We start from the raw sequence: 13,297 nt of genomic DNA on the forward strand, positions 1-13,297 counted from the left end.
GAACACGCGGTGAAGAAGTTCGCGGCGCGCAGCGGGCGCGCCGTCGATGATGAACGTGGCAGGAACGTCTACAGACCGAGATCGGACAGGTTCGGGTGATCGTCGGGCCGCCGGCCGAGCGGCCAGCGATACAAGCGGTCGGCTTCGCGGATCGGCAGGTCATTGATGCTTGCGTGGCGACGCGCCATCAGACCGTGCTCGTTGAACTCCCAGTTCTCGTTGCCGTACGAGCGGAACCAGTTGTTCGAATCGTCGTGCCATTCGTACGCGAAGCGCACCGCGATGCGGTTGTCGGTGAACGACCACAGCTCCTTGATCAGCCGATAGTCGAGCTCCTTCGCCCACTTGCGACGCAGAAATCCGACGATCTCCGCGCGGCCATGCACGAATTCGGCGCGGTTGCGCCACATGCTATCCGTCGTGTATGCGAGCGAGACGCGCTCGGGTTCGCGCGTGTTCCACGCGTCTTCCGCGGCGCGCACTTTCTGGATCGCGGTGTCGCGCGTGAACGGCGGCAGCGGCGGGCGGGTTTCGATCGTATCGGCCATGATGGTTCCTCAGTCAGGTCGTGCGGTGCGCCGGGATGGCGGCCGTTTGATGGCAGCGGGTTTCGCTGCCGCGTCGAGCAAGGTCTTGCCGACCGCCTGCGCGTCGAGCGCCGCAGCGGCTTCGCCGCTGACGAGCGCGACCGCGATCGCGCCGTCGAGCAGCACGAGCCATTGCCGCGCGAGCGGCGCCGCGCGACGCGCATCGATTTGCGCTTGCGCCGCGAACGCGTCGCATTCGGCGCGCACGAAATCGAGCAGACGTGCCTTGTGTTTGCGCGCGACGACGCGGATCGGATCGTCGGCCGATTCGATTTCGCCGGCCGCGTTCAGAAACGCGCAGCCATGAAAATCAGCCGATGCGAACCACTCGCGCAGCACGCCGAACATGCCGAGCAGGCGTTTGCGCGGATTCTTACCGTACCGTTGCGTGCTGGCGATAAACCAGTTCATCCAGCGCTCGTCGCGCCGTTCGAGCGCGGCCGCGATCAGCGCGTCTTTCGATTCGAAATGCGTGTAGAAGCTTTTGCGCGCGGTGCCGGACTGCCGCACGATCGCATCGACGCCGGTTGCGTGGATGCCGCCGGCGTAGATGAGCGCCTCCGCGGCATCGAGCAGGCGTTCGCGCGCGGTGCCGGGCTGGGCCGCGTCGTTTTGGGCAGTCGGATTCGTATCGTGTGTCATCGACAAAAAGGTAGAACGATCATTCTCCTTCGTCAAGTTTTTCTTCGAGCTTCCGCGCGATGGGTACGCTTGCTGCTATCTTGATGGAGATCGCTTGACCACCGCTCAACCGGAATCGCTCCGATGAAACCATCCCCCGTTCGCACCGCATGGCTACGCGCGCTGCTCGGCGCAACGCTACTGGGCGCGATGGCCTGCACGCCGATCCAGGTGCTCACGCATTCGGTCAGTCAGAACGAGGCGCGCGTGCCGCCCGGACGCTACGACATCGATCAGGACCATACGAGCATCACGTTCGATATCGATCACTTCAAATACACGCGCTTTACGATGCGTTTCAATCGCAAACAGGGAGAACTCGACTGGAACGACGGCGGCCTCGACCACAGTACGGCGTCGGTCGCGATCGACGCCGCGAGCATCGACACGAACGTGCCGCTGCTCGACAAGATGGTGAAAAGCGACAGCATGCTCGATGTCGCGCGTTATCCGCAGATCCGCTTCGCGAGCACGCGTTTCGAGCGCACCGGCGAAGCGCGCGGCACGCTGAGCGGCGACCTGACGATCCGCGGCGTCACGCAGCCGGTCACGCTCGACGTCACGTTCAACGGCTTCGCGCCCGATCCGCTGACGAAGAAAGACACGCTCGGCTTTTCCGCCGACGGTCATTTCAGCCGCGCGAAGTTCGGTCTGACGACCTGGTATCCGGCCGTCGGCGACGATATTCACGTGCGCATCCAGGCCGAATTCGTGAAAACGCCCGCAGGCGCGTGAGCGCGCTGCGGGCGTTGGCGTTCAGACAGTGAGATGCCGACTCAGGCAGCGGTCCAATCGAGAATCACCTTGCCGCTTTCGCCGGAAAGCATCGTCGCGAAGGCTTCCTGATAGTCGTCGACCTTGAAATGGTGCGTGAGGATCGGCGACAGATCGAGGCCGCTTTGCAGCATCGCGACCATCTTGTACCAGGTCTCGAACATCTCGCGCCCATAAATGCCCTTGATTTCGAGGCCTTTGAAGATCACCTGAGTCCAGTCGATCGCGGTTTGCGCGGGCGGAATGCCGAGCAGCGCAATCTTGCCGCCGTGGTTCATCGCTTGGAGCATGTCCGTAAACGCGCTCGGCACGCCCGACATTTCGAGGCCGACGTCGAAGCCCTCGGCCATGTGCAGATCGTGCATCACGTCGCGCAACGATTCGCGCGACACGTTCACCGCGCGCGTCGCGCCCATCTTGCGCGCGAGGTCGAGGCGATAGTCGTTGACGTCAGTGATCACGACGTTGCGCGCGCCGACGTGCTTCGCGATGGCGACCGCCATGATGCCGATCGGCCCCGCGCCGGTAATCAGCACGTCCTCGCCGACGAGGTTGAACGACAGCGCCGTATGCGTCGCGTTGCCGAACGGATCGAAGATCGCGGCCAGATCGTCGGAGATTTCGGGCGGAATCTTGAACGCGTTGAAGGCCGGAATCACCAGGTATTCGGCGAACGCGCCCTCGCGATTCACGCCGACGCCGATCGTGTTACGGCACAAATGACGGCGGCCCGCCCGACAGTTGCGGCAGAAACCGCAGGTGATGTGTCCTTCGCCCGACACGCGATCGCCGATCGCAAAGCCGCGCACTTCCTGCCCCATCTCGACGATTTCGCCGACGTATTCATGGCCGACGTGCATCGGCACCGGAATCGTCTTTTGCGCCCAGTCGTCCCACTTCCAGATATGAATGTCGGTGCCGCAAATCGCGGTGCGCGTGATGCGGATCATCACGTCGTTGTGCCCGACTTCGGGCTTCTTCACGTCGGTCAGCGTGAGGCCCGGCCCCCGTTCGAGTTTTGCCAATGCTTTCATCTGCTTCTCCGTTCCAATCACGCGGCGACTAGGCCTGGATCACGCCAAGCTCGCGGCCGACGCGCGCGAACGCGTCGACGGCGCGATCGATCTGCTCCGGCGTATGCGCGGCGCTCATCTGCGTGCGGATGCGCGCGCGGCCACGCGGCACCACCGGAAACGAAAAACCGATCACGTAGACGCCTTGCTTGAGCAGCGCATCGGCCATTTTTCCGGCGAGTTGCGCGTCGCCGAGCATCACCGGAATGATCGGATGTTCGCCCGGCACGAGCGTGAAGCCGAGCGCGCTCATCGCGCGGCGGAAATGTGCGCCGTTTTCGCGCACCCGTGCGCGCAATTGCGCGCCTTCATCACTGGCGAGCAATTCGAGTACCTTGAGCGATGCCGCCGCGATGCTCGGCGTCAGCGTGTTCGAAAACAGGTACGGGCGCGAGCGCTGCCGCAGCAGCTCGACGATCTCCTTGCGCGCCGCGACATAGCCGCCCGATGCGCCGCCGAGCGCCTTGCCGAGCGTGCCGGTAATGATGTCGATGCGCGCCAGCACCCCGCAATGCTCGGGCGTGCCGCGGCCGTGTTCGCCGATGAAGCCGACCGCGTGCGAATCGTCGACCATCACCAGCGCGCCGTACCGGTCGGCCAGGTCGCAGATGCCGGCCAGGTTAGCGATGATGCCGTCCATCGAGAACACGCCGTCGGTCGCGATCAGCTTGAAGCGCGCGCCAGCCGCATCGGCCTCCTGCAGACGCGCTTCGAGATCGGCGAGGTCGTTGTTCCTGTAGCGAAAGCGCTTCGCCTTCGACAGCCGCACGCCGTCGATGATGCTCGCGTGATTCAGCTCGTCGCTGATGATCGCGTCGTTTTCGTCGAGCAGCGTTTCGAACAGGCCGCCGTTCGCGTCGAAGCAGCTCGAATAGAGAATGCAGTCGTCGGTTTGCAGGAACGCGGCGAGCGCCGCCTCGAGTTGCTTGTGCACGGTTTGCGTGCCGCAGATGAAGCGCACCGACGCCATGCCGAAGCCGTCGTTATCGAGGCCCTGCTTGGCGGCTTCGATCAGCCGCGGGTCGTCGGCGAGACCAAGATAGTTGTTCGCGCAGAAATTCAGCACATCGCTGCCGTCGGCGAGACGCACGTCGGCCGACTGCGGGCTCGCGATCACGCGCTCGCTCTTGTAGAAGCCGTCGGCGCGGATCTGGTCGAGGGTGCCGCGCAGATGGGCAAGGTATTGGTCACGCATGAACGGGACTCCTGAGGGTGACGGCGCCCGCGTTCGCTTGGGCGCGGGAAGGGCGGCCTGTTATAGTCGGTTGTCAGCTTTATCGGATTTTTTCGTTTTTCCGAACTAAAATCCGATATATCGAACAACTCTAAACGATGGGTCAGGAAATGGCAAGTTCGGGTACACGCCGCGCCGCGGCCAGTGCGGCGCCCACCTCCGCTAGCGCGGCATTGCCGCCGAATGCGGCGATTGCGGCGCCGCCGCGCGTCGGCGAGCAGATTCAGCGGCTGCGCGCCGAGCGGCGCATGACGCTCGACGATCTGTCGCGAGCGGCCGGCGTGTCGAAATCGATGCTGTCGGAAATCGAGCGCGACAAGGCCAATCCGACGATCGCGGTTGCCTGGCGGCTGACCAATGCGCTCGGCGTGAGCCTCGATTCGTTGTTTGCGCCGCCGAAGTCGCCCGAGGCGATCGCCGTTTCGGGACCGCACGATATTCCTACGCTAAGCGGTCATGAGGCGAAATACCAGTTGCGGGTGTGGGGACCCATCGAGCTGGCCGGCAAGTTCGAGTGGTACGAGCTGACGCTGCAGCCTGGCGGGGCGCTGGTGTCGAACGCGCACGAGCCTGGCACGCGCGAGCATTTGACCGTGCTGCACGGTTCGATCGAAATCGAGGCGGCCGGCGCGACGAAGCGGCTCAAGGTCGCGGACACTGCGCGCTACGTCGCGGATGAACCGCACGCGATTCGCAACGTCGGCAAGAGCGAGGCGAAGGCGCTGCTAGTGGTGATTCACGGCTAGGCCGTTCGGCCAGGTTGCGCTTGATACTGTATGTTTGTACAGTATCAGGTGTCGATTGGAGCCGAGAATGAACAACCTGAAAACCGACCCTACCGATCAAACGCTCGCCGCGCTGCGCTACCAGACCGCCGCGCGCGATCTCGAACATATCGTGCGCAGCATCGCCGCGCGCTACATCGTCAAGCAGGTGCCGCTCACGTGGCGTCTGCTCCATGCCATCGAAGCCGAGGCGCTGGCCGATCTCGGTTTCGCCAGCCGGCACGACGCGCTGATGCTCGGGCTGTTCCAGCGCCCGTCCGATCTGCCTTATCCCGAAACCGATGACGGCGTGGATTTCGGCACGTCCAATGCATTGCCCGCCGTTTTTGCGTTTGCCGTCAATGCGTACGAGGAAGCCGCGCGCCGCGCGGCGCTGCCGCGGCCGGTCGATGCGCCTTTGAAGCGCGCCCGGGCGTGGGGCGGCTGATGGCGGCGCCATGTCAGAATGGCTCGGATTGTCATCGGTTCCTCGAAGTCGGCCGTGCTGCGGTGAGCGCCTACAATACGCGGACCGAACGGAGCAACTAACAGAAGGATGCCCATGTCACCTCCCCATCTGTCCGACCCCGTTCCCCGTCCCGCGCCCTCTACCGATCTGTTCGATCAGCAACGCGAAGACTGGCGTCGCGACCCGCAGGTCGCGTTCGATGCGTGGCTCGCGAAGCAGCATTTCCGTCGCTCTTCGGCGTTGGTCTATCAGGCGCAGTGGGGGCAGTTTCTCGATTGGCTCGGCGCGCGGCAACAAAGCCTCGCGACGGTCGACACGCCCGCGATCGCCGAATTCGTCGCCGGCCTCGAGATTCGCAAAACGCAACGGGTCCGCTATTTGCGGCTTATCGAGCGGGTGCTCGATCACGTGCGCGAGATCGAATCGGCGTCGACCAACCCGGCGCGTTTCATTGCTCAGGATGGGCAAGCCGCGTGGCGCAATGCTCGCGACAACGAGCCGACCGGGTTTCTCACGCATGCAGAACGCACTGCGTTGATCGCGCGATTGTTCGCGCCGTTGCCGGCGTTGTCGACCGCACAGCGCTGGAGAGAGCGACGCGATCGCGCGCTGATCGCCGTGTTTCTGGGTGCGGGACTCAAGACAGGCGAAGCGGGAGCGCTTACGGTTAGTTGCGTGAGAGAGGGCTCGCCGTGGGTCACGATCGAGTCGCCAAATCCGATGCTGACACGACGCACACGGCTCGCGCCGTTCGCAACGGCGATTCTCGACGCCTGGCTTGCCGAACGTCGGCTGACGGAATTGGCCGGCAACCTCGTATTTCCCGCGTCGCCTTCCGGCAGGCCGATGCACAAGGCCACGATGCTGCGCGCGGTGGATGCACTCGTCGACGCAGCGGGAATTGCCGCATCGCGCCAATCGCGCGCGAGTCCGCAGACCTTGCGCAACACGTTTGCGGCAGACCTTTTCGAAAGCGGAGTCGAGGCCGAACAGGTCGGTCAATGGCTCGGCTTCGTGCAGGCGGTGTCTGCGAACCGGCTGTATCGCGCGTGGCAAACTTGGATGGATCAGCAGGATTCGCCCGCGACAGAGGAGCCCGATCCGGCGGCGGCGCCGTTGGCCGAGCCCCGGCGTGACGGGCGTTTGACGAGGCAAACGGGAGCCGGCGAGCCCTGAAAAACCTCACCTTTACGCTCCCGAATTTCCTCACCTTTGACGTTTTTTCCGTTGGATTGGCCGTTTCTGGTTAACGGATCGTGTGCACGGAGCGGGACGACGGCGCGGTGGACGCATCGTTCGACAGAAACTGGTTCACCGCCGCGAGCCGCGATTCGCCGAGTCCGGAGGAGTGCTCGCATTCCGGGCACAACAATTCGAAACGGTGATCGACCTGCGACAGCTCCGGTTCACCTTCCTCGCATTTCGGGCATCGCGCGGGCAGCGTCACTTGGCCGTCGGCCGCGGTGCCGATCATGCTCAACTCTTTGCTCGTGAGCCGCCCCTCGGTGACCAGCGAGCAAAGCAGCACGGCGATGGCCGGATCGATGCCCTGCTGGCCACGCAGGGCGGCGACTTCTTTGGTCAGCGCATCGACTTCATCCGACTGCTCGCGCAGCTGCGCGTCGAGCCGGTCGGCGCGCGCCTTGGCGGCGGCAATCTGTTGAATGAACTCGAATTCCTTGCGGCTCGCGTCACGCACGCCGGACTGATACGTCGCGGCCATGCTGCGCAGCGAATCGAGTTCGACCAGCATCGGCTTGACCCGCCGCTCCGCTTCGGCGACCGCATCCTTGATCTGCTGCGCATAGTGCTCGGTGCTTTGCCGCAATTCGACGTGCAACGCATCGATCCGGTCGCGCAACGCCGCATTGGTGGCTTGTTCGTTTTCGAGCCGTTGCCGCAGCGCCTCGTTTTCCTGGTCGAGCCTGCGCGTGGTTGCCTGCATACCTTCGAGGTGAACGCTGCCGTGCGTAGTCGCGCTCGATAACTGAGCTTCGAGCGCGCGAACCCGCTCCCACGCGGCTTCGGCGCGCGCTTCGCTGCGCCTGATAGAGTCGTCGGCCGCATCCCGGCGAATTTCGGCGTCGCGTACGCGAAGTTCGGCGGCGCTGATCTGCGCGCGGATCTCTTCACGTTCGGCATCGAGCGACGCTTTGGCCTGCACGACCGCTTCTTCGAATAGCGCGCCCAGCAGTTCGCCGGCGCGATCTTCAAGTGCCTTCGGTATCGCGCCTGCTCCAACTTTGACCCGCGAAACGTTGCGGATGCGCTCCCAGAAATGATCGATGTCTTTCGGGATGTCACTCGCGCTGCCGGTTTGCGTGAGATCGCGCACGGCCGCCATCGATGGCCGGATGCCGAGATCGAAAAAGAGCCGTTTGCATGCATGCAGTGACAGATCCTGGCGGCGCACGCCCTGCGCACGCATCGATTCAAGCTCATTGCGAATGGCTTGCCGCTCCTGATCCAGATTCATGTTTACCTCGATGTGGCTCGAATTGGATGGATCATAACAATTTACGTAATGTTTGCTACCGATTTATCAGTGGCGAACGGATTGGCGTATCCGGACGGAGTTTTGCAGGCAAATCGCGATAGTAAACACGTCCGTGCCGTTTTCTATCGTGAAACAAAACGAAGAATAGCCAATAAGCCATTGTATTAAAAGCGCTTTGTTAGATTCTCCCGGGATCGCGCACTGTTTCACGACTGATCACCGGTGGCTGGGGGTTGTAAGACCCGTGTTTCACGGGACTCGCGGGGTTCAAGGCTTGAGAGTAATAAAAGTAAACACCTTTGAACCCTTGTTAAAAACGTTAACGCCTAGGCAAACCCTTGTCTGGCGGGGCGCTCAGCCCGGCAAGGTGAAGCTTTGCGGGAGACTTGGTGAGGGTCTGCGGGAAACTCGAGTGATGAGGTTCGGGGAACTCGGTGAGCAGGTCCGGGATGGTAAGTGAGCGGGTTCAGGAAACGCCGTATACATGGGGTTCGGGCAAAGGTGAGGTTTTGCGGGACTTCATGACCGCGAAGCGCCCGACAGCTCTCAAAGGTACCCATTCGGTTTGGGGGGCACCAAGGTGAGGGTTTTCGGGACGCTCGCGAGCGTGGTTTTTCGGGGCTTTTTTAGGGTGGTTAACCACTTTGGTGAGCGCTGGCGGGAGAGAACATGAAACGAAGGTGAGATTTTTCGGGACGCCGTGGCCAATTTTGCTTTCTTTTTGAGCATCCAGACCGCTGAGGTGAGGTTTTACGGGAGCGAAGATGAATTGTCACGCGTCGATGACCCAAAGACCGCCTGGCTGGAATCGCTCGCGATTGGAAAGGTGAGGGGATTCGGGGCGCCGGCTGATGAGGCGGATCCGCGAGCTGGTTTAGCCGGCGATTTCGCCAAAGGGGAGGCTTTTCGGGACACTCTGGCTTTGGTTTCAAGCGTTAAGGTGAGGAAATTCGGGATCGAAATGGAGGCTGCGGGCCGGAGATGCCCGCCTGATGGCAATTGGCGGGAGCAGGTATACCTGGTCTCTGATCGCAAAGGTGAGGCTTTTCGGGAGCTTCGTGGAAGGCGACGAAAAGTGCTGCGGTGCGAAAAAGCCGGCTTAGGGTGAGATTTTACGGGGACACCCCCGGTTCGAACATTCGGCGGAATCGGCTCAAGCTATTGAAATTATGGAGATTTTTCCTTTCCGACAGCAAATGGTGAGGGTTTTCAGGAGTTCTCAGGACGGGACGTTTGGACCTCCAGCAGCCTCAAAGGTGAGGCTTTTCAGGAGATCACATTTAGGAAATGCGGTACTGGCGCGGCACAAACGCGTGTCGTGTTGTCCCGTTCGGCGGTGCTGCGGTGAGAGTTTTCGGGAGCACCGGGAGTGGTGAGGATTTGCCTACGGCTAGTCTCCCCTTCTACGGCAGTTCGGTCGAAGCTCGAAGTCGCAAACGGTGGTTAACGGGAGCAGGTTTCTCGGCGGTGCCGGTCGAGTCGTCAGTAGAGGCGCCGCGCAGTCGAACGTTGCTCGCCCGCGTCGCGCCGAGGGTCCAATACCGCGCGTGAATTCCATTTATTGATGCGGAGTTTGCGTCGCGCGGCAGCACGCGAGAATCGACGAAACCATCGCGACGCCGCACGACGAAGTCCCACCGGCTCCAGACACCGTCCGTTTACACGACGTCCCGAAAAATCCGCGAAAATTTTTGAGGTGAGAAGATTCGGGATGAGGTGCTCCCCGTTCCGGTACGCAGCGAAACGGGCCGGATTCGCAAACGCCGCGACCGGCAAGGAGAGCCCGATCCTCGTGGCTCGCGGCCGAGGTGAGGGTTTTCGGGACTTGCTCGAGGTGAGGTGCGCTTCGTAAACTCGCTTCACCGGCAATGGTGAGATGGGCGCTATAGACGCGTATCACCACAGCCGGTATGCTCTCGCGAAATCCCCTCCCTCACCTCGACGCATGGCCACGAAGCGCGCGAAAAAGACCGATGTTGTCAGCCCGAGCTCGGCTGAGCTGCGCAAAGCCGTCGAGGCAATTGCGATCCAGCCCAAGAGCGGCAAGATCACGTTGCTCACGCGCAAGCTCTTTAACGTTCTGCTCGCCGTGGCCCAGCAAGCGGATGAATCGGGCGACACCTATCGGGCGCTGCTGTCCGACATCGTCGCTAATTCCGCGTTCGATTCCAATGACACCGCGCTCGTCAAGGAGCACCTGCGGCGCATGGTGTCGGTGCAGGTCGAGTGGAGCACCGGCACCTCGAGTCAGAAGCCCGGCCGCAAATGGGGTATTTCGACGCTGATCGCGGACGCGGAAATTCTCGAAGATCCGACCACGCGTCGCGTCTGGGTCGAGTTTTCGTTTGCGCCGAAAATCAAGAAGAAGCTGCTCGATCCGGTTCAGTATGCACGGCTGAGTCTGCAGTTCCAAAGCCAGCTGCGCAGCAGCGCGGGCCTCGCGCTCTACGAGATCTGCGTGCGCTACCTGACCAACCCGAGCCATCTGACGATGCGCGAGACCTGGGAATGGTGGCGGCCGATTCTGTCGGGCACGCCCGATACCGAAGCCGGCGACGAGGCGAAGCGCGAGTACAAGTATTTCAAGCGCGACTACCTGCGCCCGGCCATCGCCGAGGTCAACGCGGTCACGAACATTTTCGTCGAACTGATCGAGCATCGCGAGGGTCGGCGCGTCGCCGAAATCCAGTTCCGCGTGACCGAGCGCAAGCAGCCGATGCTCGCGCTCGACGAACATCCGAACGTGTTCGACAGCACGCTGGTCGACCGGATGGTGAAGATCGGCATTCCGCTGAAGGAAGCGCAGACGCTTTACGCGGACAGCGAAGAGAACCGGATCCGCGCCGCGTTGCAGATGACCGAGCAGCGGATGCGCAGCACGTCGCTGCCGCCGGTGCGTAGCGCGCCGGCGCTGTTCAAGGATGCGTTGAAGAAGGGCTATGCGCCGCCGGTCGAGGCGCTGCCGGCAGGTGGCGGCACCAGCAAGGCCATGGCATCGCCGGCCGACGATCTGAAGGCGCGTCTGCTCGGCGAATACTCGGCTTACCGTCGCAAGCAGGCCTACGAGTTGTACAACGAACAGGGGGAGTCGGAGCGCGATATCGCACGGCAATCGTTCGAGGAAGAAGAATTGCCGGGGCTCGGCACGCACATGCGCGACGACTGGCGGCGTCGCGGGCTCGATTCGAAGATCGTGGAAACGGCGTTCTTCGACTGGCTCGCACGCAGGACCTGGGGCGAACCCACCGACGGCGATCTGCTCGCCTTCACCCTTAACCAGTCGCGCGCGGCCTGATGGGTCGATAACGGCTTTTGAAAGACAAGGGGCGGTGCACGCGCACCGCCCCTGATGTCTTACTTCAGCATCTTTTCAATCTGCCGCAGGATGTCGTCACGCTTTTCACGTGTGAGGCCTTTCAGGCGCAACTCGAGTCGGTCGTCCCCATATGATTTCAGATCGCCGACGGACACACCACCAAGCTTGATTTCCAGACGTTGCGCATAGCGCTGCCGGCCCGCCGGTTTGGTGCTTTCCTGCGCGGTCGCGCGCCCTTTGACGATGTCGGCGACCTGGCGTGTGCTCAGATCGTCGGACAGGATCCGGTTGATCAGTCTCAGCGTCGCGTCCGCGCCGCGAGCCGTGTGATAGCGGCCGACCTGGTATGCCATGTTCGAGCCGAAGCGGTCAGGGCGCGCGACCATCTCCTGCATCACGGTTTCCGGCAGCTTGGCGATGGACAGCGCGACTGCGACCGTCGATTCGTCGAGCCCGAGATGTTCGGCCAGTTCCTTCTGGCTCTGGAAATGCCGCTCGTCGAGAAAGCGTCGCCACACGATCGCGTTGTCGAACACGGTCTGCGAGTCGCGCTGGACGTTGAGGTCGTAGCCGAGCTTGTAGCTTTGGATGCCGATTGGCAGATCGATGACGATCGCTTTCACCGACTCCTTGTTCGCTTCTTTCAGCGCGCGCACGCGTCGGCCGCCGTCACTGACGAAGTAGGTGCCAGGGTTGTCGTAGTCGGGAATGACGTGAATCGCCTGCTGCTGCCCCTGCTTCGCCAGATTGACGGCGAGCTCCGCAATCGACGACTTCACATAGAAGTACCGTGGATTGAACGGGCTTGGCTTGATGGTCTTGAGCGCCAGTTCGATGATCTGGCCGGGACGATAGCCGTGCTCGAGCCGCCACGCGCGGTAGGCCGCCGATTCGTTGTCCGGATCAGGGATCTCGGCGTCCTGCAGACGCGACGGCACGACGGCAGGAATCGGACGCCCGGCGATCGCGGAGTTTTTCGCGTCATTTTTAACCAGCCCGTCGATCGCATTCAGGCGGTCGAGTGCGGTGCGCTTTTCACTGCTAGTCGTGTCAGGGCGTGCTTGAAAGCCTTTGGCGAATTGGGACGGTTTCATTTAGGGTCCTTTATGCGCATAAATTCACGGGAGCAAGGCGGCGATCTCGTTGGCGCACGCCCGTACTTCGAGCGCGGCGAGCTTCGCGCCGCGGTCGTTCATCTGAAGCACCGTTTGCCCCAACGCCATTGCCTGCTTGTAGGCTTCGCGCGTGGGAATCTGGGTCTTGAGGAGAGGGAAGCCGAGTTCTTCGAGCGCGCGCTTCAGCTCGCGCGTCAGCATCCGTTTCTCTTCTGTCTTGTTGAGCAGGAACACGGCACGCAGGTCTTCGTTCATGACCTGCGCCTGCTGAACGAGCTTGACGAGGCCGATACTCGACCAGTAATCGGCGGGGGACGACGAAGTTGGGATCACCGCGACGCTCGCTGCAAGCAGGACGACGCCGGAGACTTTTTCGGTGATGGAGGGCGGGCAGTCGACGACGATGATGTCGTAGTCCGCCACGAACTTCTTGATCTCGCGATGGATCTGGCTGCCTGCTTCGGACAGGTTGACGACGGCGAATGGAATACCAATGTCGCCGTCGGAGGCAGCGCTGGCCCAGTGGATCAGAGTGTTTTGGCCATCCGCGTCGACGACGAGAACGCGTTTGCCTTTCTCGTGAAATGCAGCGCCGAGATGCATCGCGATGGTGCTCTTCCCGACCCCGCCCTTCTGCTGCGTTACCGCGATGATTTCTGCCGCCAAATTTCACCTCCTTTTTTAGACGCAAATGGATTTTACCTGGTTGAATTGCTATTTCAAATCATTTGAGTAAGGGAAATTCGGAAATAGGCCATTCGGCAAAGGGTTTATGCGCATAAAGAGG

General features: G+C 62.1%; 12 protein-coding genes. 5 read left to right on the plus strand and 7 right to left on the minus strand.

Translation table 11 applies throughout. The features are described 5' to 3' along the window. Window positions 1–68 precede the first annotated feature (68 nt). On the minus strand, window positions 69–548 hold the full coding sequence (locus AB3X86_RS08480; protein WP_368595608.1) for a DUF1348 family protein: 480 nt from the start codon (window positions 546–548) through the stop codon (window positions 69–71). A 9-nt stretch (window positions 549–557) separates the two neighbouring features. Next, the gene (locus AB3X86_RS08485) at window positions 558–1,229 is read right to left on the minus strand and encodes a TetR/AcrR family transcriptional regulator (RefSeq protein ID WP_368595854.1); all 672 of its coding nucleotides are present in this window, start codon (window positions 1,227–1,229) and stop codon (window positions 558–560) included. Window positions 1,230–1,352: 123 nt separating this feature from the next. Here AB3X86_RS08485 and AB3X86_RS08490 point away from each other — a divergent pair, with 123 nt between their 5' ends. After that, window positions 1,353–2,003 (plus strand): YceI family protein, encoded by a 651-nt coding sequence (locus AB3X86_RS08490; protein WP_368595609.1) that lies wholly within the window; start codon window positions 1,353–1,355, stop codon window positions 2,001–2,003. 41 nt (window positions 2,004–2,044) lie between these two features. On the opposite strand, the gene tdh is transcribed toward AB3X86_RS08490, so the two are convergent. Continuing rightward, window positions 2,045–3,076, minus strand: coding sequence for an L-threonine 3-dehydrogenase (tdh, locus tag AB3X86_RS08495; RefSeq protein WP_368589635.1), 1,032 nt, complete (start codon window positions 3,074–3,076; stop codon window positions 2,045–2,047). Between the two features lie 28 nt (window positions 3,077–3,104). After that, window positions 3,105–4,310, minus strand: coding sequence for a glycine C-acetyltransferase (locus tag AB3X86_RS08500; protein WP_176366407.1), 1,206 nt, complete (start codon window positions 4,308–4,310; stop codon window positions 3,105–3,107). A 137-nt stretch (window positions 4,311–4,447) separates the two neighbouring features. On the opposite strand from AB3X86_RS08500, the gene AB3X86_RS08505 reads away from it, so the two are divergent. The 3 genes from AB3X86_RS08505 (at window position 4,448) to AB3X86_RS08515 (ending at window position 6,758) form a co-directional block, all read left to right on the plus strand. Then, the gene (locus tag AB3X86_RS08505; RefSeq protein WP_368595610.1) at window positions 4,448–5,095 is read left to right on the plus strand and encodes a helix-turn-helix domain-containing protein; all 648 of its coding nucleotides are present in this window, start codon (window positions 4,448–4,450) and stop codon (window positions 5,093–5,095) included. Between the two features lie 67 nt (window positions 5,096–5,162). After that, the gene (locus AB3X86_RS08510; RefSeq protein WP_184225425.1) at window positions 5,163–5,561 is read left to right on the plus strand and encodes a DUF2471 family protein; all 399 of its coding nucleotides are present in this window, start codon (window positions 5,163–5,165) and stop codon (window positions 5,559–5,561) included. Window positions 5,562–5,675: 114 nt separating this feature from the next. After that, window positions 5,676–6,758 carry a tyrosine-type recombinase/integrase gene (locus AB3X86_RS08515; protein ID WP_368595611.1) on the plus strand — a complete coding sequence of 361 codons (1,083 nt, stop codon included), beginning with the start codon at window positions 5,676–5,678 and terminating at the stop codon, window positions 6,756–6,758. 70 nt (window positions 6,759–6,828) lie between these two features. On the opposite strand, the gene AB3X86_RS08520 is transcribed toward AB3X86_RS08515, so the two are convergent. Further along, complete coding sequence (locus tag AB3X86_RS08520) at window positions 6,829–8,058, minus strand: DNA-binding protein (RefSeq protein WP_368595612.1); 1,230 nt, start codon at window positions 8,056–8,058, stop codon at window positions 6,829–6,831. Window positions 8,059–10,024: 1,966 nt separating this feature from the next. Between AB3X86_RS08520 and AB3X86_RS08525 the strand changes: the two genes are divergently transcribed. Then, window positions 10,025–11,374: a replication initiation protein gene (locus tag AB3X86_RS08525; protein ID WP_176107091.1), complete on the plus strand. Its 1,350-nt coding sequence runs from the start codon at window positions 10,025–10,027 to the stop codon at window positions 11,372–11,374. 59 nt (window positions 11,375–11,433) lie between these two features. On the opposite strand, the gene AB3X86_RS08530 is transcribed toward AB3X86_RS08525, so the two are convergent. Together AB3X86_RS08530 and parA are read right to left on the minus strand one after the other, a co-directional pair. Next, window positions 11,434–12,489 (minus strand): ParB/RepB/Spo0J family partition protein, encoded by a 1,056-nt coding sequence (locus AB3X86_RS08530; protein ID WP_176107090.1) that lies wholly within the window; start codon window positions 12,487–12,489, stop codon window positions 11,434–11,436. A gap of 24 nt (window positions 12,490–12,513) precedes the next feature. Then, a complete protein-coding gene (gene parA, locus AB3X86_RS08535) occupies window positions 12,514–13,176 on the minus strand; it encodes a ParA family partition ATPase (RefSeq protein WP_013092840.1) in 663 nt (220 codons plus the stop codon). Window positions 13,177–13,297 lie beyond the last annotated feature (121 nt).

It is taken from the genome of Paraburkholderia sp. BR14374, from assembly GCF_040948685.1.
GTDB lineage: Bacteria > Pseudomonadota > Gammaproteobacteria > Burkholderiales > Burkholderiaceae > Paraburkholderia > Paraburkholderia youngii.

What these genes read in the sequence shown, in the direction of transcription:
- AB3X86_RS08480 (WP_368595608.1), bottom strand. Translation starts at nt 548, where the DNA reads ATGGCCGATACGATCGAAACCCGCCCGCCGCTGCCGCCGTTCACGCGC.
- AB3X86_RS08485 (WP_368595854.1), bottom strand. Translation starts at nt 1,229, where the DNA reads ATGACACACGATACGAATCCGACTGCCCAAAACGACGCGGCCCAGCCC.
- AB3X86_RS08490 (WP_368595609.1), top strand. Translation starts at nt 1,353, where the DNA reads ATGAAACCATCCCCCGTTCGCACCGCATGGCTACGCGCGCTGCTCGGC.
- tdh (WP_368589635.1), bottom strand. Translation starts at nt 3,076, where the DNA reads ATGAAAGCATTGGCAAAACTCGAACGGGGGCCGGGCCTCACGCTGACC.
- AB3X86_RS08500 (WP_176366407.1), bottom strand. Translation starts at nt 4,310, where the DNA reads ATGCGTGACCAATACCTTGCCCATCTGCGCGGCACCCTCGACCAGATC.
- AB3X86_RS08505 (WP_368595610.1), top strand. Translation starts at nt 4,448, where the DNA reads ATGGGTCAGGAAATGGCAAGTTCGGGTACACGCCGCGCCGCGGCCAGT.
- AB3X86_RS08510 (WP_184225425.1), top strand. Translation starts at nt 5,163, where the DNA reads ATGAACAACCTGAAAACCGACCCTACCGATCAAACGCTCGCCGCGCTG.
- AB3X86_RS08515 (WP_368595611.1), top strand. Translation starts at nt 5,676, where the DNA reads ATGTCACCTCCCCATCTGTCCGACCCCGTTCCCCGTCCCGCGCCCTCT.
- AB3X86_RS08520 (WP_368595612.1), bottom strand. Translation starts at nt 8,058, where the DNA reads ATGAATCTGGATCAGGAGCGGCAAGCCATTCGCAATGAGCTTGAATCG.
- AB3X86_RS08525 (WP_176107091.1), top strand. Translation starts at nt 10,025, where the DNA reads ATGGCCACGAAGCGCGCGAAAAAGACCGATGTTGTCAGCCCGAGCTCG.
- AB3X86_RS08530 (WP_176107090.1), bottom strand. Translation starts at nt 12,489, where the DNA reads ATGAAACCGTCCCAATTCGCCAAAGGCTTTCAAGCACGCCCTGACACG.